We start from the raw sequence: 22,492 nt of genomic DNA on the forward strand, positions 1-22,492 counted from the left end.
TACCTGGACTGTTACCGATGATTGTGGTAATGCTTCTGATACTTTCACACAAATAATTACCATCGAAGACACTACTGCTCCAACCTGGACCACTCAGGCCGAAACATTAAATACTACCGTTCAATGTAGTGATGCACAAGCTTTGGCTACTGCTCAGGCACAATTCCCAGTTGCTGCTGATGCCTGTGATACTGATGTTACCAACATTGTAAAAGTGAGCGGTGCTTTTGTGGCTTCCGAGGGTTGTTCTAATTCTGGAACTTACACCAATACCTGGACTGTTACCGATGATTGTGGTAATGCTTCTGATACTTTCACACAAATAATTACTATCGAAGACACTACAGCTCCAACCTGGACAACACAAACAGGAACATTAAACGTAACTGTTCAGTGTAGCGATACTCAAGCTTTGGCTACAGCGCAAGCACAATTCCCTGTTGCTGCCGATGCCTGCGATACTGATGTTACCAACATTGTAAAAGTAAGCGGTGCTTTTGTAGCCTCTGAGGGTTGTGCCAATGCAGGAACGTACACCAATACCTGGACTGTTACCGATGATTGTGGTAATGCCTCTGAGACTTTCACACAAATAATTACTATCGAAGATACTTCAGCTCCAACCTGGACCACTCAAGCCGGAACATTAAATACAACTGTTCAATGTAGCGATACACAAGCTTTGGCTACGGCGCAAGCACAATTCCCTGTTGCGACGGATTCTTGTGATGGTGATGTTTCGAATATTGTGAAAACCAGCGGTACTTTTGTAGCCTCTGAGGGTTGCGCCAATGCAGGAACTATAACCAATACCTGGACTGTTACCGATGATTGTGGTAATGCTTCTGAAACTTTCACTCAAGTGATCACTATCGAAGATACCAGTAAACCGGTATTTGCCGGAGATCTTCCTAAAGATGCCACTGTCTCTTGTGATGCCGTTCCAGCCCCTGCTCAACTAGTAGTGTCAGATGATTGTACTTTAGATTTACCGGTTGTTTTCTCTGAAACAAAAAGTGATATTCAAAATCAATGTAATTCAAATTATACTTTAACTCGCACCTGGACCGCAACGGATTGCTCCGGCAACACTACCTCTTATGTACAAATTATAACCGTGAGAGATACCACAGCGCCTACGGGAACTGTTCCTGCTGATGTTACCGGATTAGAAAGTATTGTTAGTATTCCAACTGGTAATCCACAGGATGTTACGAATGTTTCTGACAATTGTGATTCAAACGTCACAATCACCATTACGGACACCCATAATGGAGGAAGTGGTTGTGAGGGAAGCGCCTATATTCTAACAAGAACTTATACCCTTACAGATTGCGCAGGTAATAAAACAGAATTGGTACAAACCTTTACTGTCGAAAATAAAGTGTCTGTAAGCGGAATAGCTACAAACGCCACTTGTCTTGGTGCTGCCGATGGTGCTATTGCGATAACCAGCAGCCCTGGTGCTACAGTTGTCATTAGAAATCAAAACAATGAAATTGTTGGAAATACAAACTTACCGGCCGGTACCTATACTTTGACAGCTACTTCGCCTGTAAACAATGAAAATCAGACTTGTACGGCTACTGCTACCGTTGTCATAACACAACCGGACTACAAAGTAAAAATATCCGGACAAATTATTAACGTTGATACCAATACGCCTATTGCCAATGTACCGGTGACATTAATTCCACAAGGTACCACAACGGGTCCTATTTTATTGCGCATCACCGGTGCCGATGGTATCTACAACTTCACAGGCGTGCCTGTTGGAAGTTATCTGGTTCAGGTTCAGGATGCCAATTTAGGTAGCGTACAACAGTTGTATCCTATAGATTCAAGTTTGTTCTATACCACTCTTGAAGAATGTAAATTCCAAGTACATAATTTCGAATACGGATCATCAACGTTACCTGTTTTGGGAGACTATGTTTGGTACGATACCAACGGCAACGGCATTCAGGACGAATGGTATGATGCTAATAACGACGGAATTGTAACCAAAAACATTCCTGATGGAAATGGAGCAATCGATTACAGCAAATGGGAATGGATTGACTTTAATGGGGATGGCAGTTTTGCCGGCCCTCAAAACGTAGGAGAACTAAACGAAGGCGGCTTTGGTAATGCACTAACCCCTAATGTTATTATTGATGGCCCTAACGGTTATCATAAAGAAATAATTGTAGGTATATCAGGTTATTGGAGAGACCGACCTGAAACAGCAAACCCTAATGGAGATTATACGATTAAACTGGTAAGAGATGCTAATCTGGATGCGGTTGCGACAGCATTAGGAGCAACCGGTTTGGTAAAAGTTATTCCGTCAGCAGATAAAAAAGTTACTTCAAAATTAAGTCAGGCGCAATTACATAACGCTTGTCAGACAACAAGTCCAAGCAGTTATATTGTGACCATAACACCACAAGATTTGATTCATTTAGATGCTGATTTTGGTGTTAATTGCAAAATGCTTAGAGATATTGTGGCCAATGATGATACTGCCGGTCCGTTTCCAAGTGTAAATCAAATCACTCCAAATGTGCTGAATGTATTGCCAAATGATACGATCGAAGGAGTGGTTGTACAACCATCAGATGTTACTATTACAACCGTAACGCCAAATGCGTTCTTACAATTAAACTCAGATGGTTCTATTAACATACTTCCAAATGCGCCTATTGGTACCTTAACATTAGTCTATCAAATCTGTGAGGCTGACAATAGCAATAACTGTGATACAGCTACTGTGACCCTAACTATAGTTGCTCCGCCGGCTATAATAGCCACTGATGATACATATTCTAATATTGGCTGCAACACTTTCGGATTAGTGGGTAATGTTCTTGATAATGATTTAATTGGTCAGGTAAAAGCTACAGTAGAATTAGTTAACTTTACATTGTTAAGCGACACTGGTAATAACAACAATGCAAAAACGGATCCAAATATAACAATTGACGCTTCCGGTAATGTAACAGTATCAAGTTTAACTCCTGCGGGAACCTATACTTATAACTATCAGATTTGTATCAAAGCAATTCCTGATATATGTGATACAGCAACTGTTACTATAACAGTGCTTCCAAAAGATGTGACTAGTATAACCGGTAAAGCTTGTAAATCAGACTCTACTCCAATTAACTTAAATACATTACTACCTGAAAACACGCCACTAACCGGAACCTGGATCGATACCGGTAACAGTAACGCTTTGCAGGGTAACATCCTTAATTCGTTTGGATTGGCAGTAGGCAGTTATACATTTGAATATGCAATTGCTGATGAAACCTGTCCGAGAAGTATTGTATTAACGATGGAAATAAACGATGATTGTAGTGTATTGGCCTGTCAAAATGTGGTGATACACAATGCCTTCTCTCCTAATGGCGATGGAAGAAATGATTATTTCCAAATTGACAATATTGATCAGACAAGCTGTTATCCTGAAAATACAGTAGAAATATACAATCGTTGGGGAGTATTAGTATTTGACACCTCTAATTACAATAATGCAACCAATGCATTCGACGGAACTTCCAGAGGAAGAACAACTATTAAGCAATCTGATGGTTTACCAACAGGTACTTATTTCTACATCATCACTTATAAATCTTTAGATGGAAATAATGTAGTTCAAAATCATAAAGAAAGTGGTTATCTGTATTTATCAAGATAAAAACAGACTCACCGGGTTTGAATTACAAACATTGATAAAAAAATCATTAGTAATAATTGAAATAATAAATATCTACTATGAGAACAAAATTAATTTCCTTCGTCATAATGTTTACTGTAATTGCCGGTTATGCACAACAAGATGCGCAGTATACCCAATACATGTATAACACCATAAATATCAATCCGGCTTATGCGGGATCCCGAGGAGTATTAAGTATTTTCGGTTTATATCGTACACAATGGGTTGGATTGGATGGCGCTCCTGAAACCAGTGCTCTTTCGGTTAACACACCTATAAACAACAGTAATCTGGGGGTTGGATTTTCGTTTGTCAACGACAAAATTGGTCCTACTAATGAAAATTCTCTCTCTGCAGATCTCTCCTATAGTGTTCAGGTTTCAGCCGAGTCCAAAATTTCGTTTGGGATCAAGGGAACTGCTAATTTATTCAATTTAGACATCAATAAACTAAATCCTGCGGATCAGGGTGATCCGCAGTTTCAGGATTTCAGCAGCAAATTCTCTCCTAATATCGGTGCCGGGGTCTACTGGCATTCCGACAGAGCTTACGTCGGTTTATCGGTTCCTAATTTTATTGAAACCAATCGATATGATGATAATGATATTGCCATTTATAAAGATAAAATCAACTATTACTTTATGACCGGTTATGTTTTTAATTTAGATCGGTATCAATACATTAAATTTAAACCGGCTGCACTTGTTAAAATGGTACAGGGGGCCCCTTTACAGGTAGATGTTTCGGCCAATTTTATGTTCAACGATAAATTTGTGGCCGGTGTCGCTTACCGATGGAGTGCTTCTTTAAGCGCCATAGTCGGATTTCAGGTCACAGACGGTTTGTACATTGGATATGGTTACGATCGGGAAACCACCAAATTAAACAATTACAATTCGGGATCGCATGAGATATTCTTACGATATGAATTCTTCTCCAATAAAGGCAAAATGACAACTCCTCGTTTCTTCTAAAAATGACAATCATGAAAAATTATATCCTACTTTGTCTGACAATTAGTATTGTCTTTTCATTTGACAGTTATGCGCAACAATCGAAAGTAAATTCCGGCGATAAAAAATACGATCAATATGCTTATATCGATGCGATAAAGGTTTATGAACGTGTGGCCGAAAAAGGATACAAGTCTGAAGATATGTTCAAAAAACTTGGAAACTCCTATTATTTTAATTCTGCTTTTGAAGGTGCTGCAAAATGGTATGGTGAATTATTTGCCATGAATACCAATCTTGAAGCGGAGTATTATTACAGATATGCCCAGTCTTTAAAATCAACCGGGCAGCTGGATAAAGCAAATAAAATTTTAGATGAATTTGACTCCAAATTCAAAAACGACAGCAGAGGTAAACTTTATACCAATGATATAAACTATCTCGACCAGATAAAAGCAAATTCCGGGCGTTATACCATTGAAAATGCCGGTATTAACTCCAAGTACTCCGATTATGGAACTTTTGTACACAATAACAAAGTATATTTCGCTTCGGCAAGAGACACCGGAAATTTTTCGCAACGCAAACACAAATGGACCAACGAGTATTTTACAAACATCTATATGGCGGATGTTGATTCTGTTAAAGTATCGAAAATAAAAAATGCCTTAAATACAAAATTTCACGAATCTTCACCGGTCTTTACAAAAGATGGTAAAACGATCTATTTTACAAGAAACAATTATCTAACAGGAAAAAAAGGAACAGATGCTAACAAAATTACTTTAGTAAAAATATACAAAGCCACACTTGAAAATGGCAAATGGGACAATGTAACGCCATTGTCTTTTGACAGTGACCATTACAGTACAGCTCATCCTGCACTTAGTCCCGATGAAAAAACATTATATTTTGCCTCTGATATGCCCGGAACATTAGGGCAATCTGATATTTTTAAAGTAGCGATAAACAGTAATGGCGATTTCGGAAAACCGGAAAATTTAGGAAAAAGTATTAATACCGAAGGAAAAGAGACATTTCCTTATATCACCAATGAAAATGAAATTTACTTTGCCTCTGACGGACATCCCGGACTTGGTGGTTTGGATGTTTTTGTTGGTGAAATCGCACAGGACGGCAGTATCCGTAACATTCAAAACCTAGGTAATGATATTAATTCTCCAAAAGATGACTTTGCTTATAGCATTGACCCTGTCACAAGAAAAGGGTACTTTAGTTCGAACAAAGACGGAGGACAAGGTTCTGATGATATCTATAAATTTCTGGAAACCAAAAGACTAAAATGTATACAAGAGCTTAGCGGACTCATCACCGATGCCGAAACCGGAGCTGTTTTACCGGGAGCAAAAGTGACTTTGTTTAACAATCAGATGGATGTAGAGGGTACTGCAATCGCCGATGCTACCGGATACTATAGTTTTCCTGTCGAATGTGGTAAAACCTATAATGTAAGAGCCGAAAAAACCGATTATACTACCAGAGAACTTAGCGTCACTATTGAAAAAACAACCGGAAAAACAACCTTATCTATTGCCCTTGACAAATCGACCTGTAAAGTTACCGTGGGGGATGATTTAGGAAAATGTTTTGGTATAAAAATGATCTATTTTGACTTAGATAAATCAAATATCCGACCGGAGGCTGCTTTGGATCTTGAAAAAATACTTGCCGTATTAAATGATAATCCAACGATGAAACTTGACATACGTTCGCATACTGATAGCCGTGCGACCTTTAAATACAATGAGGTTTTATCGGAGCACAGAGCGAAATCTACTATTGGATGGTTAATTCAAAATGGTATTGCAGCAAATAGACTAACAGGCCGAGGATACGGAGAAACGGAACTCGTAAACAAATGCGCGGATGGGGTACCTTGTACAGAAGCAGAGCACCAAGAGAACAGACGAAGTGAGTTTATTATTACGGCTTTGTAATTTGAAATTACAATAAGATGATCATACTCTTAAAAGCTGTCTATTGTGGACAGCTTTTTTTATTTAAAAATTCGCAATCTTGTCATTCCGATTTCTATGATAAACACAACGTTTGATGTCGTTCCTGACAACCCTAAACCACAAATCTGACAGGTTTTAAAAACCTGTCAGATTTAATTGAAGTAGAAATTAATATATTTTAAATACGAACACCTATTTACATAATATTGCCAATTCCAACGAAGGAGAAATCGTATTCGAGAATCCATGCAGCATGTTGCTAATCTTTGTCGAGCTACTAGTGTGATTCCTCATTCTTCGGAATGACAAGATTGCGCAAAAAAAGGAGGAATCGCATTCGAGAATCCCTGCAGCATGTTGCTAAGCTTTGTCGAGCTACTAGTGTGATTCCTCATTCTTCGGAATGACAAGATTGCGCAAAACAATCCTCTTTGCAATCCCAAACAAAAAAAGTCGCTGCAACCCTTAAAGCTACAACGACTAACTAAACTAACTCATTACGTTTTATATTCTCGCGAATATATTGGTATAATATTTATATCCTGTTACAGGATCTGTCTCAACAGAAATCCCAAAGTGGGTATAATTTCCTTCTATATTTTTTTTGTGTCCCGGACTATCCAACCAGGCTTTGAGAACAGCCTCAGAAGATCTGTAGTTACGAGCCACATTCTCTCCCACATTTTTCGCTGCCAGTACTTTTATAATACTTTCCGACCTTGAAACAAAATCATTATGATCAGCCACATTGTTTGCAATCATATATTTATTATGATCTTCACATTTATTAGAAATATAATTTACTTTTTCTAATGCATTTAAACCAACACTTACACGGTAATTGTTTATGACTTGCATTAATTCTAATTCAGAATTACTATAAGTGTGGATCGTACTAAGAGCCTCATCCGTAGCAGAACTATCTCCATTCCCTTCAGCGGTGTCAGCAGAACATGAGCTCATTGTGATCAGTATCACAACGAACATCATGCCGCGCATAATCTTTTTCATAGTCATCAGCATTTTAGCGTTTTAAAGTAGATGTTGGGGCAAATCCTTTAAAATTATTTTAATAATATAGTTATCACTTTACAGAGTAAACTTATTCAAAATACCGCTAAAACGCAAAAATAATCGATGAAATACACGTAGTATTATTTATTTTATGTAATTTTCTTACACTAAGAAGAAAGCCTTTCTATTTTCCAAGAAAAATCCGACTGGCTTTTGTATCGAATCCTGTCGTGTAATCTGTTTGGTCTTCCTTGCCAAAATTCTACTTCTAATGGAGTCACTAAAAATCCTCCCCAATTTTTAGGTCTTGGAATTGGTTTTCCTTCAAATTCTTCCTCCAGTTTTTTTAGATTTTCTTCCAAAAATATTCTGGATGGAATTACTTCGCTTTGGTTCGAAACAATCGCACCTAACTTACTTCCGTCCGGTCGGGAATCAAAATAGTTATCAGAAATGCTTTCAGATGTTTTTTGGGCAATTCCTTTTATGATCACCTGTCGCTCCATCTCTTGCCAGAAAAAAGACAAACAAACATTCGGATTCGCAGCAATAGCCTTCCCTTTTTCGGAATTGTAATTGGTATAAAAAATAAAGCCTTCCTCAGAAAATTTCTTTAATAAAACAACTCTCGATTTCGGAAAGCCATCTAAACCAATTGTAGAAACAGTCATAGCATTAACCTCCCCACTGGCTCCAAAATCTTCCACTTCATGAAACCATCGGTTAAAAAGATTAATCGGATCTTCGGGTATACTACTTTCAAGCAATTCGCTTTTTTCGTAAGATTTTCTATAATTACTTAAATCATTCATATTTAAAAAATTTTAGATTTTAGATTGTAGATTGTAGATTGTAGATTTTTTAATCTTAGAATCTTAGCACCTCAGCAGCTTAGACTCTTCAAGTTAAAACTCAAAACTTCTGCCGTCATCTGCTAGCAATACATTCGGAAATATGGTTTCTGCTTCTTCTTTAAAAACAGTTATATCGCCATAACGCGTAGAATAGTGCCCTAAGACCAACTGTTTAACATTGGCTTTCAGGGCAATTGTTGCCGCTTCTTTTGCGGTAGAATGAAGTGTTTTTTGCGCTAAGCCTTCTTCTGAATCCAAAAAAGTAGATTCATGATACAAAACATCAACATTTTCTATTAACGGAATCACCGCTTCATGATACCCAGTGTCCGAACAGAACGCATAACTCATTGACGGAATCGGATCAAACGACAGTTTTTCGTTCTCTATAACAGTCCCATCATCTAAAGTGACATTTCCGCCACCTTTTATTTTCTGATAGTAACAAGTATCAATATTATAGTTTTGAACCGCATCGACATTTAGTTTTCTGTCTCCTGGTTTTTCCTGAAATAAAAATCCGTTGGTATACACTCTGTGTTTTAACGGAATCGTTTTTACGATCACCTTTTGATCTTCAAAAATAACTTCGCTTTCTTTTGACTCTAATTCATGAAAAAACAATTCATACGTTGTCCATGAATTCGAAAGCCTTAGTTGTAAAGTGATAATTTCTTTGATCCCTTTTGGTCCGTAAATATGCAAATCGGTTGTACGCCCTAAAAGCGCAAAAGTAGAAATAGTACCAATTAATCCAAAAAAGTGATCGCCATGTAAATGCGAAATAAAGATGTGGTTAATTTTTGAGAATTTGATTTTATTCTTGCGCAGTTGAACCTGAGTTCCTTCTCCACAATCAATTAAAAACATTCTGTTTTTAATTTCTAAAACCTGCGAAGTAGGGTTCGTAATTGTTCTTGGAGTAGCTGCATAACAGCCTAGTATCGTTAATTTCATTCTTGATTTTAGATTGTAGATTGCAGATTTTAGATTAATGCAATACGCTCACATAAACTCATTCAAAATTAAATCTAAAATCTCAAGTCCGGTTTTATTTCGAAAATATCACTATAGATTAAACAGTTCTCAAATTTAAAATTTATCCTAATTAAATCTAAAATCTGCAATCTAAAATTTAAAACCCTAAGTCTCTTTCTATTTCTTCCATTTCGATAATATCGTGGGCTTCCAAAAGAGAAGGAACGACAATTAACTTATCAGAAATCGCATTAAAGTCAAGATCAGAAACTACAATTACAAATGATTTTTTAGCTTTTTTTTGTTGCTTGGAAAGTGGTAAAAATAGCTTTAGGTCTTTTTCAGATAATGTAGTATCTGATGTCAGATCAATTATAATATTTTGTTTTTCAAAGGTTTTAAATTGTTGCGTTACTTTTTCCAGGAAAGAATTAAAATCTCCCTGAGTGTCTTTAATCGTAACGGTATGTCCTTTTTGATCTACTTTCATTTTAAAATTTATAAAGGCTTATATGATACAATACTAATTTTGAGAGCTAAGGTACAAAGTTTTTTTTAGTTATGTTATTTCGGCTACACTCAAATATGACAACTTCGGCTTCGCTCAGTTTGACAATTCAGCTTCTCTCAATATGACAGCTTTAACTTTGCTAAGTTTGACAGTTTTGACTTTGTACAATTTGACAACTTTGACTTTGCTCAGCTTGATATTTCGGCTTCGCTCAATATAGCAATTCGGCTATGATCAATATCACATTTGTTTAATCTAACTATTGAATCTTAGATGCCAAAAGATAGATTACCGCCATTCTGATTGCAACACCATTCTCCACCTGATTTAAAATTACAGATTGGTTGGAATCTGCCACTTCACTTGTTATCTCCACTCCCCTATTTATCGGACCCGGGTGCATAATGACAATTTCTTTACTTAGCGAATCCAACAAAGGTTTATCCACTCCGTATTGTTGTGCATATTCTCTTGTCGAAGGGAAAAAATTGACATCCATACGTTCGTTTTGTACACGCAACATATTGGCAACATCACACCATTCTAATGCTTTTCTCAAATTGGGTTCGACGGTTACACCAAGCGATTCAATATATCTTGGAATAAGTGTTTTTGGTCCGCAAACTTTTACCTCAGCACCTTGCATCTGCAAAGCATATATGTTAGATAATGCCACTCGTGAGTGCAATACATCACCGACAATAACTACTTTTTTTCCGGCAACATCTCCCAATTTTTCTCTGATGGAGTAGCTGTCCAATAAAGCCTGCGTTGGGTGTTCGTGTGCTCCGTCTCCGGCATTTACAATACTTGCTTTGACGTTTTTAGATAAAAAATAAGCCGCTCCGGGATTGGAGTGGCGCATTACTACCATATCTACTTTCATCGAAAGGATATTATTTACAGTATCAATCAGTGTTTCTCCTTTTTTTACAGAAGACTGGGCTGCAGAAAAACTAATTACATCGGCTGATAATCGTTTTTGAGCCAACTCAAAAGAAAGCTTGGTTCTGGTACTGTTTTCAAAAAAGATGTTGGCAATGGTAATATCTCGTAACGAAGGAACTTTTTTAATTGGCCTGTTGATGACTTCTTTAAAATGATCGGCAGTTTCAAAAATTAGGTTAATATCATTCTCATTGATGTATTTAATTCCTAATAAATGATTTACGCTTAATTCTTTCATTTTGTTTCGATTATATTTTTTTAATTGTACTTTTTATAATGAAGAATAAACTAGCTCGTTATTAAATGAACAACATCTTCTCCCTCATTTTCTTTCCAGCTTACTTTTACTTTTTCATCATTAATAGCGTCTACCTGACGACCTCGATAATCGGGTTGAATAGGTAAATTTCGACTAAAACGCCTGTCGATCAACACTAACAACTCAATTTCCGATGGTCTTCCAAAAGACTGAATCGCAGTTAAAGCCGCACGTATACTGCGTCCGGTAAACAAAACATCATCTATAAAAATGACTTTCTTGTTTTCGACTATAAAATTAATTTGTGTTTTATTGGCTTCAAGCGGTTTATCAGTTCTGCGGAAATCGTCTCTAAAGAAAGTGATATCTAAATACCCCAAAGGAATTTCGGGTGTTTTATATTCGTTTTCTAGTATTTGTTTCAGACGTTCTGCCAGGAAAACACCTCTTGGTTGAATCCCTACCAAAATAGTATCCGAAAAGTCTAAGTGTTTTTCAATCAACTGACAAGCCAAACGATGGAGTATGATAGTAACTTCTTTTGAATTAAGTAATACTTTTTGGCTCATAGTAAAGTGTAATGTTTGGTTGGGCAAAAGTACAATAATTTTATTAAACTGTTGTTTGGATTATTTGAAAAATAAAATTATGATTTGCAATTGTATTTAAATTGCATCTTCATCTTTCTATACTAAGCCAAAATACTACATTCTTATATAGTGTTCCATCAAAGTCGCCGGCAAATGTCTGTTAACTTTGCGTATATTTTTTTTCTTGGAAATTTTAAATTTGATAAATTCTTTCCATTTTTATACTTAGTTTTATTCCTTATAAGTAATTCATACCTCAACCTTATATTCAATATGAAAATTACGCTCAAAATAGTAATACTATGTCTCCTGTTATTTTCTTGTGAGAAAACAACAAAATCAAATAATAAAAAAGTTTCCATCGAAAAGAAAGAAAACTTAGCATCAACAAAAAAAGAAATTGCAAATAATTCAAATGACTATATTCAAATAAAATTCCCTGATTTAACTATTTCGGTACAGGATAATGATATGAGTTGGAGGGATAAATATTTTAATGACAGGATATATGAAACTAAACAAGATACTGTTTTCTTTGATCTTTATCCAGGTTATATGGTTGAAAAATCATTTAAAATTAAAGAAACTGCATTTGATGAAATAGAATTATATGGACAATATGAAATAAAAATAGGAGTAAATACAAAACAAGATGTGGAAAGTTCATTTTGCGTTTTAGACGACTGGAAAAGTTATACTTCAAACTGGAGCAAGCTTAAAATTGACAAAGAAAATTTAAAATTTGAAACTATTGAAGAAAAGAATGATTATCCAATAAACTTTACTATTGAAGAATTAAAACTTGTCGTAGAAAAACATTGCGGACCTGAATGGTCCAATGAGCTCAAGGATTTTGAATCGGTTGACGAATCACTCTTTAACTTTTTTCTAACCAAATACGTTTACAAAATTAAAGCTAAGAATAGTAAAACCAATAAGGTGATTGAAAAATACATTGTGTTTTATACGCCTACAACTTGCTAAAATTAGCAAGACAACAAACAATACTAAGTCCTCCTCAACGAAGTGTCTTAATGAAAAGTTATATAAATGTCCCGGCATTTGTGCAGCTTTTCATTAGAACTCTTTACAGAGCAAAGCCCCTGCAATTACAGAGGCTTCTCAACTTAAAATCTTTATCTAAAATCTACTTATTCTACAACCAACTTCGCTGTAAACAATTTGCGCGAATGGATCTTTAGAATATAAACTCCTTTTGGTAAATCCTGATTGATTAAAGAAAACTGATTGTTGTTTACATTTTTTGTAGCATACAATAACTTTCCTTCCATGTTATAGATTTCTATTTCGTCAATAGGGTATTCCGATTGGATAAAAGTTTCTTTATTACTCCCCATAGGATTTGGGTACACTTTTAAACCATTATCAATTTTAAATTTGTCATTTCCCAAAGAGTGCCCCAGTACTTCAAAAGAGACTCTGTTTGACACTTCGTTATAAGAATCATTGGTAAACATTACCAGAAAATATTTTCCTTTTTCTGTCGGCAATTCAGGAGCTACAATGTTTTTAGTTCCCTCAGAAAGCCCCTCAAAATAAGTATAACTCACCAATGGTTTACTGTTTGGATTATCGCCATCATGATAAATTCCTAACCAGTCTTTTACTATTCCCGGAGCATCTGTCCATGAAGCGGTGATTTGTTCACCAAGCTCATACACCGGTTTATTGATCCATAACTCAGTAACAACAGCTCCAATTTTAAAGTATACTTTATTGCCAATCGCATTAAAACTATCTTGCAAATAATACTCGGCATAATAATATCCTTTCGGCAAATTCGTGAACGACTTAGTTCCCGTAGCCGTTGTAACATACTGCCAACTTGAAGAAGCAACTCCTGACCCCGGATTAACTCCCATCTTGTATATTCCAATCCAGTCTTTTGCTAGTTCCGGCCCGTTACTATAATTTACTACTACGGGAGCTCCAACGGAATACTCTGTTTTATCAGTAGTCAGTACCGGAACCGGTCCAACATAAAAATATTTTCTAGGGGCAATTTCTGTGTATCCTCCGTTTGAAAATATAACAGCATAATAACGTCCTTTATTTGCTAGTCCTTTTGGAAAATTTATGAACCCACTTGGGTTTCCATCTGTATATTGCCAAGTCTGAGATGGTGATGATGCTCCCGGTGTCTGCCCTTCTTTGTACAATCCTACCCAAGTTGATGTACTGGCCGGAGCGTCTGTAAAATTAACTTTAATAGGTGCGTTTTGTGCATACGTCAAAGCATCGGTAATGATCTCTGTATTTACCGTTGTACTACCTGTCACAGTAAATGTCTGTACATCACTCCACGGTGACCATTCGAGATTACGGTCTCTGTATCTTAATTTCACATAATACTTCCCGTTTGGTAACGAGTTAGCAGCCAAATTCATTTTGGTAATATCCACTCCCAGATTTATATTAACAGTAGAATCTTTTTGAGTACCATATTTTCCATATAAATTTTCGAAATCGCGGTACACTTCTTTTTTAACGATGTCAAATGTCGGTGTTTGTGAAATCAAAAACTGACTGGTATTCAACAACTCATTTGTTGTAGTACTATATGCCGATCCCGTAACCGTTACAGGCAATGTGACATTTCCGGAAAACGTATTGGTGATAGATGGTTTTGCCGGAGCAACTTTGTTTTTATATCGGTGAAATTCATCCATTAGTTGGTTGTTCTTCCATTTATCAACGCTTCCGATGGAATAACTTTCAATATCCATTTTTTTGTTTACCACATCGATATCTACAATTTGATAAATCCAATTGCATATTGTTTTTTGCACATCATCAAAATCCTGCTCAGTAGATGACCCCCAATATTGATCCCAGGCCGTACCTCCCGAAATAATATTATAAGTAGGTGTGTTTTTTAACTGCCCTCTATGGTAAAGATGATGATGCGCCCCGATATGCATTGCATATTTAGGAGAAGTCACCAACAAAGGAACCGCAGTATTACGAACCCATGTCGAAATATCACCCACATACTGCTCTGCCTGATATGGTCTGTGGCTTAACGAAAAGATCCACTCTACTGTGTTATCGTTATTTGCTGCGGCAAGAACTTGTTGCAACCACGTTAATTGGGCCGCTCCGGTATGTTCGGAACTTAAACTAATAAACAATACATTTCCTGCTTGTTGTGCATAATAATTCTCTGTTCCTGATGAAATTCCTTTATAAGAAAGCTCACTGATGTAAAAATGATCGTAATACGAATTCATTCCAAGCGTTCCATAGGTCTCGTGGTTTCCTACGGTCGTTTGGATAGGCACATTCCCTGACAAACCTCTGTTCTTTTTAAAATGAACATTCTCATAGTGGTCTAAGGTACCTACGTCAACCTGATCGCCTACCATAAAAGTCATGGCGATATTGTCATCCGGAGATAAAGCAGCTCCCCATTTTTGCCTAATTTTTCTTTTGGCTGCCGATACTAAAGAATCATAACGCGGTACTGCTTTCAATTGGTTATCTCCCATAATCAAAAAGCGAATATGCCCATCTTTAGTTGCCGCTTGTCCCGGATTAGGCAGGGTTTTAAAAGAATAAACCGAAGACACGTCGGCTCCGGTTTTTATTCTGTAATAATATTTAGTGTTAGGCGAAAGATTCGTCAGTTTTACACTGTGGTAAAAATAATTTCCCGGATAACCTGAATCTGTAAAGACATTGGTATTACCGGTAACCGTAACATTAAGACTGGATGCTGCTGTTCCGTATTCTACAATAGATTCCGGATTGCTGCTTGTTTTCCAGTTCACATAAATAGAGGTTGGTGTTGCATTTTGCAAATAAGGGAATAGTGTTTGTGCCCGTGAAGCTAAACCTATCCCTAAAAATAGTAGTAAAAAATAAAGTTTTTTCATAAGTTTGGTTTGTGTTGTTTAAACGACACAAAAGTATTCGCTCCAAATACAAATAAGTTTAAGACAACATTACCCTACTTTTATTTTTACCTTTCCTTATTGTAAAGATTGTAAAGTTAATACTATAAGTCAGGAATATCATAGCATAATTCAGGTTGATACTTGTGAGATGTAAAATGTAGATTGTGAAATTTGACATGTTTTATCTTATAGCTTTGTTTTACAAAATAAAGACAGAAGGTAATAGAGTTTATAGGAATTGCAGAAGTACATTAAACAAACGTGACTGCATGTTCGATTCCTAAGTAAGATATTAAAGCAATGAAATACAAATCCGCATTGTTTTTTACTTTCGCAGGCATTCTATTCATTGAAATTAAGTTGTTATAAAAAACGGATAATTTTTCAGACTCACATCTCACATCTCACATCTCACATCTCACATCTCACATTTCACATTTCACAATCTACATTTTACATTTTACATTTTACATTTTACAAGTAGCGACTTGAGTAACATAAAGAAACACCGGCGCGATAGTTTCCATAAAGCAAAAGCGCAGATAAAAAGTAATTTTATCTGCGCTTTCCTCTTAGAAAATCTGCTTATCCGTATTTCAACTTTCAAACAAATAATTTATACAGCGACGGTCTTTTCTTCTTTTGCAAAAGAAATCCAGGTTAATTTATGCCAAAGTGCCTCTAATGGTCCTTGCTTGTGCGTCTTGAGCCACCAGGTACAAAATCCTAACTGCAACAGAAATAAAGCGATACCGATTAACAAACCAAATGTTGCCCCTGTATATTGATAAAGCCCTAATCCGAAACGATAGTAAATAAGAGACCCCATAATAGATTGTGAAAAGTAACTTGTCAAACTCATTTTCCCAAAAGGAATCAATTTTATAAGAATCTTATTCACCGCTTCTTTTTGATACAACAATACAAATGAGCTCACCAAAACAACCATAAAACTAACATTTGACCACGAAGTAAAAATGATCAACAAACTGTTTACTAAATCTTTATTAACAATTAAATCCGGTAAAAAGGTTTTGAATGCAAAAAGAGGAATAAATAACAATGAAGCATACACCAAGGCTTTTTTCCAAAATGCATTATTCTCCGGTGTAGCTGCAAAAAGTTGTTTTCTTCCTACTACCATCCCAAACATAAACAGAGCCGGTGCCTGAAAGAATCTTCCATTTTCCCAGGACCAGAAGACCGAAGCCCATCTTCCTATTGTTACATTCCCTACTGCGTGATCCGCAAAAGAGCCTTCTCTTAAATAAGTATACATATCACCATAATAAGCATTTGACATATTAGCAGGAAGAATATAGTTCGGGTTAAAAAGAATATTAAAAAAGTTAAACCATTCTAAAGGCAATGTCAGTAAAAAAGTGGCTATTAGCAACACATACTTCGTTTTTAGATTGCAAACCGGAATCAGAATCAATCCCAGAACAGCATACATCATTAATATATCTCCCGAAAAAAAGATTGTATTTACAAGTCCAAAAACGAACAATATGGCAAGTCTCCAAACAAATCTAGCTCTAAAATCATTTCCTTTTTTAAGCTGATTGTCTCTCTGAATAAAAAAACTAAATCCGAACAAAAGGGAGAAAATGGCATACGATTTTCCTGCAAAAAGAAAGAACAAAGTATCCCAGATAATCTTATCTAATACTTTTATCGGTTCAGGTAAATACTCGGGTAAATGATAAAAATCAAAGTGTTCTAAATTGTGAAGTAACATAATAGCCATGATGGCTAAACCACGTAAGGCATCAATCACTTCTATACGAGGTGATTTTAAACTAAAAGCGTTTTCTGACATAGGATTTATAAGGTTTTTGATTAATGTATATCTCTCAAAAATAATTGTATTTTATCAAAAATATACAATCTAAATCCTCAATTATCAAGCGTTTAAAGGTCTAATTTTTAATTATTCTCAATTTAGTTTTACAAATAATAGAAATTAAATAATAAAACAATTTCAGCAAATTATATAACACCTAATCCCATGGTAGCCAGTAACTTCACAATAGTATAATAACTGCTTTTTTTATAGCATTAAAATCATAAAATCATGCAAAATAAAACACTAAAATTGTTACTGTTATTCGTTATACCGGTAACACTTACAAGCTGTGAAGTTATTGGAGATATTTTTAAAGCAGGAATGGGTTTTGGTATTTTCCTTGTTATCTTTATCATTGCCCTAATTGTTTTTTTAATCAGTAAATTTCTTGGCAGAAAATAAGCATAAAAAAAACCTGTTCAGTCATTGAACAGGTTTTTTCTTTTTATACTAAAGAGTTATTCTTTTTTCAAGACTACCTCTAATTTTAATTACAGATTGTACATCTTTTTTCTTTGTTCCTGAATTTTCTCATCATCAAGATACTCATCAAAAGTCATGTAGCGATCAATAACACCATTTGGTGTAAGTTCTACTACTCTGTTACCAACAGTTTGTGCAAACTCGTGGTCATGTGTTGTAAAAATCACAGAACCTTTAAAGTTTTTTAATGAGTTATTAAAAGCGGTAATAGACTCCAAATCCAAGTGATTTGTTGGTTCGTCCAACATCAGAATATTAGCGCGTTCCATCATCATTCTCGACAACATACAACGTACTTTTTCTCCTCCTGATAAAACACGGCTTGTTTTTAAAGCTTCTTCTCCTGAAAAAATCATTTTCCCTAAAAACCCTCTAATAAATACCTCATCACGCTCTTCCTCTGTTTTGGCGTATTGGCGTAACCAGTCTACCAAACTCAAATCATTTTCAAAAAACGAGTGATTCTCTGCCGGTAAGTAAGCTTGGTTGGTTGTAATTCCCCAGTCAAAAGTTCCTGAATCTGCTTTTTGTTGGTTGTTTAAAATTTCGTAAAAAGCAGTAGTTGCACGCGAATCTTTAGAGAAAAGAACGATTTTATCGCCTTTCGCCATGTTCAGATCAACATCTTTAAACAACAGCTCTCCATCTACAGAAGCGCTTAAATTTTCAACATTCAAGATCTGATCTCCTGCTTCACGATCCTGATCAAATATAATAGCAGGATAACGACGGCTGGAAGGTTTGATTTCTGAAATATTCAATTTACTGATCATTTTTTTACGAGAAGTAGCTTGTTTAGATTTTGCTACGTTGGCGCTAAAACGACGAATAAATTCTTCTAATTCCTGTTTCTTTTCTTCTGCTTTTTTGTTTTGCTGTGCACGTTGTTTCGCAGCCAATTGGCTAGACTCGTACCAGAAGGTATAGTTACCTGAATAATGGTTTATTTTTCCAAAATCAATATCAGAAATATGAGTACAAACCGCATCTAAAAAGTGACGGTCGTGAGATACTACAATTACTGTATTTTCATAGTTCGCCAAAAAGTTTTCTAACCAGGCGATTGTTTCAAAGTCCAAATCGTTGGTAGGCTCATCCATAATCAATACATCAGGATTACCGAAAAGCGCTTGTGCCAAAAGCACACGTACTTTCATTTTTCCCTCCATATCAGACATCAAAGTATAGTGATGTTCTTCGTTGATTCCTAAGTTAGACAACATCGACGCAGCATCAGAATCGGCATTCCAACCGTTCATTTCTTCAAACTGAACCTGAAGTTCCCCTATTCTATCAGCGTTTTTATCGTTGTAGTCTAAATAAAGTTCATCCATTTCTTTCTTAACAGCATACAATACTTTATTTCCCATCAAAACGGTTTCTAAAACGGTATGCTCGTCGAACATGTTGTGGTTCTGATTTAAAACCGACATACGTTTTCCCGGCTCTAAATGAATATGGCCTGAAGTTGGATCGATATCACCTGAAATGATTTTAAGAAAAGTAGATTTCCCAGCACCATTGGCTCCAATAACGCCGTAAATATTTCCGTGCGTGAAAGTAGTATTTACTTCGTCAAACAAAATTCGTTTGCCAAACTGAACTGATAAATTATTGACTGTTAACATGAATGTCTTTTTAATTAATTTGGTGCAAAAGTAAGGAAAAAGGTTCAGAGCTGCAAAGAAACTTATACGCCTATATTTTTAAACCGTATAAGTGATATGAGTACATTTTAAGCTGGTCGTATAGCTTAATTTTATCTCTCACATAGGAGGTCCAAACTAATTGAAGTCGTAAAACCCTCTTAAAAAACTTTGCGACTTTGCGTCCTCGCGAGCAAAAACAACACCCGTACGAACTCCTCGCGACAAAATTTTCACGCAAAGGCGCAGAATCGCAAAGTTTTATTTCTAATTCTTTGCGTTTTTAAGCTAAACTTATATTTACTAAAAAACTTATATGGTTCAAAAAAAACTACAGTTTACTTTCTTTAGCCAAAGCAACTTCTAAACTTTCAAAATTAGATACTACTTTTTTGATCACCCCTTCTTTATCGAGGATAAAATGTGTTGGAAAGGCATTCAACTGCAGTGTCTCATTCATATATCCTTTCAAATTCGGAATCACGGAATAGGACAAAGGTCTTTTCGCTAAAAATGTTTTTAATTGTTGTGGATTGTCTTCTGCCAGACTCACAAAAAGGATGTCTTTACGGTTTTTATATTTTGAAACCAATTCGTTAACATGCGGAAATTCTTTGATACAGGCAGCACAATGAATGTACCAACATTTAATGACAATTATTTTGCCTTTCATCGTCTCATTTGACACTAGATTTCCATTTAAATCTTTAAAAGAAAACTTAGGAAAAACGGTTCCTTCCATTTTGAAATTCTTCTCCGCATCAAAAGCTTCCTGAGCAATTGTGGCTTTAATACTGGTATCAGAATCAGGTTCAATTTTAAACAATTTATAATTGTAAATATCTCCTTCTGAAAGCAAACGAATTGGAATAAAATTCCCTTTTGTAAGTTCTTCCAGAAAAGCTTCTTTTGTGATTTGATTAGAAAAAGAATCAAGCGCCGTAAAATCTCTGGATAGCATTATTTTTTTATTCTGATACGCCCACCAATCCGAAAATTTACTTTGAATTTGTATCGGGTCTACTTCGGGATTTCCATATTTTTCCTGCGCTGAACCAGAAATAAAAATAAAAATTACAACGACAACGCTTATTAGTCTTTTCATGAAATTGTATAAAATAAATCGAATTCAAAAGTACTAATAAAGTCTTTAGAATTTTAAGTACTTTTGAATACAATAGATCCTGGTATTACTTTCGCTTTCTATTTTAAAAGTCTTTTTTGAATGAAAAAAATATTTACTTCACTTCTAATTATAACCGGCTTGTTTAGTTTTGCGCAAACTGAAAAACTTTTATATTATGTTGAAAAGGATAGTTTACTGGGGGTAAAAAATCAAGTTGGTAAAATTATTATTCCTTTACGCCCATCACTTTATGCAGATTCTTATTCTGATGGGTATGAAATAAAAACAGCCATTTTCACTATAGATTTTCATAAATATTACAATAGAAAAGGAGATTATTTATTCGATGTTTATTTGACTTCTGAAGGTCCGGATGTTATTAATGAAGGTTTTATTCGGTATACCGAGAATAAAAAAAGTGGTTTATACAGCGATCAGGGAAAAAAAATTATTCCTGCGCAATACGATTGGATTTCACAAATAAATTTTGGTTTTGCCGAATTTTGTAATGGCTGCCGTTTTGATTATTCAAAAGATCCCGAACATCCCTTATTAATTGGCGGAACCTGGGGTTATGTTGGTAAAAATGGAATTGAAATACAACCAACCGAAAAACGAAATCATCGTAAAGATTTTGAAACAGAAAAACATCAATTTATCCCGTATCAGTTTGAATACAATGAAAAAGAAAAACAGATTCTTGATTTTTTCGAAAAAAGAAAAAAACAAATCATTCAAATTAATGGTACTGACTGCGAGGATAAAATAGTCTATTTTGAAATTGTTGGAAAACCGACCGAGTTTGATCCTTTTTATAACATCAGAACATTTGAATTATGTGATTTTTATTTAAAAGCTTCTAATGAAAACTATGATGATTTTAAAAATTTTAAAGTCAGTGCAGATGGAAAAAAGTTCTACGCCATTTATCTGGATTCCTCTCACACAAAGGACTATGTAGAATATGTTGAAAAAAAAATCCCTGTGGATAAGTGGATTAAAAAGAATCTAAAAAAATAAAACTATTTCCGTGAACTTCTGTTTACATTGTAAAAAGAAACAAAACCCGGAATGATTTTCAATGAAAACTCACTCTACATTGAAATCAATCCGGATTCTGTCATTTGATTCGCTCTAACCCGAATCGTAAAAAAACAACGCTAATAATCAAAACGTTTGAAGGCTTCGATTGCCTCATATTCAGCCAAACCTAATTCATCGTATAAAATGGCTGTATTTTTATTTCGGTCCTCTGCTCTAACCCAGAACTCTCTCGAATCATTTCCTTGGAACATTACTCTGTCTTTCTGAGATTGATGGTATAAAATAGCATGACGTTTTAACAATACTTCTGATGGACTTAATGGCACGGCCATGTCTATTTCGTGAATATCCCATTCGTGCCATGCGCCTCTGTACAGCCACAACCAGCAATCATCCATATAAGGTTGCGGTTTCAAAGCGGCCATTGCTGCGAAAATAGCATTTAGACAAACCTCATGTGTTCCGTGTGGATCTGCCAGATCTCCTGCTGCAAAAACCTGATGTGGCTTTATTTTAGCAATGATATCTTTTACAATCGCAATGTCTTCGGGACCTAACGGGTTTTTCTTAACTTGTCCTGTTTCGTAAAATGGCAGGTCTAAGAAATGGGTGTTTTCATCTTTTAATCCGATGTATCT

At 35.5% G+C, this 22,492-nt stretch carries 16 protein-coding genes and 1 pseudogene; 6 read left to right on the forward strand and 11 right to left on the reverse strand.

Features of this window, described 5'->3' with window-relative positions:
- Positions 1-862 precede the first annotated feature (862 nt).
- From G3A47_RS24740 to G3A47_RS14520, 3 genes are all read left to right on the forward strand, one after another.
- On the forward strand, positions 863-3,682 hold the full coding sequence (locus G3A47_RS24740) for a T9SS type B sorting domain-containing protein (RefSeq protein WP_458294225.1): 2,820 nt from the start codon (positions 863-865) through the stop codon (positions 3,680-3,682).
- Between the two features lie 77 nt (positions 3,683-3,759).
- Entirely contained in the window at positions 3,760-4,677 is a 918-nt protein-coding gene (locus tag G3A47_RS14515) for a PorP/SprF family type IX secretion system membrane protein (protein WP_166923548.1), read from the forward strand.
- An 11-nt stretch (positions 4,678-4,688) separates the two neighbouring features.
- Positions 4,689-6,614, forward strand: a complete 1,926-nt coding sequence (locus G3A47_RS14520) for an OmpA family protein (RefSeq protein ID WP_166923550.1) — start codon at positions 4,689-4,691, stop codon at positions 6,612-6,614.
- Positions 6,615-7,139: 525 nt separating this feature from the next.
- Here G3A47_RS14520 and G3A47_RS14525 read toward each other — a convergent pair.
- From G3A47_RS14525 to pyrR, 6 genes are all read right to left on the reverse strand, one after another.
- Positions 7,140-7,646, reverse strand: a complete 507-nt coding sequence (locus G3A47_RS14525) for a CAP domain-containing protein (protein ID WP_166923551.1) — start codon at positions 7,644-7,646, stop codon at positions 7,140-7,142.
- 170 nt (positions 7,647-7,816) lie between these two features.
- On the reverse strand, positions 7,817-8,461 hold the full coding sequence (gene pdxH / locus G3A47_RS14530; RefSeq protein ID WP_166923553.1) for a pyridoxamine 5'-phosphate oxidase: 645 nt from the start codon (positions 8,459-8,461) through the stop codon (positions 7,817-7,819).
- Between the two features lie 93 nt (positions 8,462-8,554).
- Positions 8,555-9,460, reverse strand: a complete 906-nt coding sequence (locus tag G3A47_RS14535) for a ribonuclease Z (RefSeq protein ID WP_166923554.1) — start codon at positions 9,458-9,460, stop codon at positions 8,555-8,557.
- Between the two features lie 178 nt (positions 9,461-9,638).
- Positions 9,639-9,971, reverse strand: a complete 333-nt coding sequence (locus G3A47_RS14540; RefSeq protein ID WP_166923556.1) for a ribonuclease Z — start codon at positions 9,969-9,971, stop codon at positions 9,639-9,641.
- A gap of 280 nt (positions 9,972-10,251) precedes the next feature.
- Entirely contained in the window at positions 10,252-11,178 is a 927-nt protein-coding gene (locus G3A47_RS14545) for an aspartate carbamoyltransferase catalytic subunit (protein WP_166923557.1), read from the reverse strand.
- Between the two features lie 50 nt (positions 11,179-11,228).
- The gene (pyrR, locus tag G3A47_RS14550) at positions 11,229-11,768 is read right to left on the reverse strand and encodes a bifunctional pyr operon transcriptional regulator/uracil phosphoribosyltransferase PyrR (RefSeq protein WP_166923559.1); all 540 of its coding nucleotides are present in this window, start codon (positions 11,766-11,768) and stop codon (positions 11,229-11,231) included.
- Positions 11,769-12,062: 294 nt separating this feature from the next.
- On the opposite strand from pyrR, the gene G3A47_RS14555 reads away from it, so the two are divergent.
- Positions 12,063-12,773: a hypothetical protein gene (locus G3A47_RS14555; protein WP_166923560.1), complete on the forward strand. Its 711-nt coding sequence runs from the start codon at positions 12,063-12,065 to the stop codon at positions 12,771-12,773.
- Positions 12,774-12,940: 167 nt separating this feature from the next.
- Here the strand turns inward: G3A47_RS14555 and G3A47_RS14560 are convergent, their stop codons facing one another.
- Together G3A47_RS14560 and G3A47_RS14565 are read right to left on the reverse strand one after the other, a co-directional pair.
- The gene (locus G3A47_RS14560) at positions 12,941-15,685 is read right to left on the reverse strand and encodes a fibronectin type III domain-containing protein (protein ID WP_166923562.1); all 2,745 of its coding nucleotides are present in this window, start codon (positions 15,683-15,685) and stop codon (positions 12,941-12,943) included.
- A 637-nt stretch (positions 15,686-16,322) separates the two neighbouring features.
- A complete protein-coding gene (locus tag G3A47_RS14565) occupies positions 16,323-17,528 on the reverse strand; it encodes a DUF418 domain-containing protein (RefSeq protein ID WP_166923564.1) in 1,206 nt (401 codons plus the stop codon).
- Positions 17,529-17,783: 255 nt separating this feature from the next.
- Between G3A47_RS14565 and G3A47_RS14570 the strand changes: the two genes are divergently transcribed.
- Entirely contained in the window at positions 17,784-17,957 is a 174-nt protein-coding gene (locus tag G3A47_RS14570) for a hypothetical protein (RefSeq protein WP_166923565.1), read from the forward strand.
- 89 nt (positions 17,958-18,046) lie between these two features.
- On the opposite strand, the gene G3A47_RS14575 is transcribed toward G3A47_RS14570, so the two are convergent.
- Both G3A47_RS14575 and G3A47_RS14580 read right to left on the reverse strand, forming a co-directional pair.
- Positions 18,047-19,666, reverse strand: a complete 1,620-nt coding sequence (locus tag G3A47_RS14575; RefSeq protein WP_166923567.1) for an ABC-F family ATP-binding cassette domain-containing protein — start codon at positions 19,664-19,666, stop codon at positions 18,047-18,049.
- A 349-nt stretch (positions 19,667-20,015) separates the two neighbouring features.
- On the reverse strand, positions 20,016-20,789 hold the full coding sequence (locus G3A47_RS14580) for a TlpA family protein disulfide reductase (protein WP_166923568.1): 774 nt from the start codon (positions 20,787-20,789) through the stop codon (positions 20,016-20,018).
- Between the two features lie 120 nt (positions 20,790-20,909).
- On the opposite strand from G3A47_RS14580, the gene G3A47_RS14585 reads away from it, so the two are divergent.
- Complete coding sequence (locus G3A47_RS14585; protein ID WP_166923570.1) at positions 20,910-21,830, forward strand: hypothetical protein; 921 nt, start codon at positions 20,910-20,912, stop codon at positions 21,828-21,830.
- 140 nt (positions 21,831-21,970) lie between these two features.
- Here G3A47_RS14585 and G3A47_RS14590 read toward each other — a convergent pair.
- A pseudogene (locus tag G3A47_RS14590) lies at positions 21,971-22,492 on the reverse strand (glucosamine-6-phosphate deaminase); the annotation flags it as partial.

Source organism: Flavobacterium poyangense, assembly GCF_011751075.1.
Taxonomy (GTDB): Bacteria; Bacteroidota; Bacteroidia; order Flavobacteriales; family Flavobacteriaceae; genus Flavobacterium; species Flavobacterium poyangense.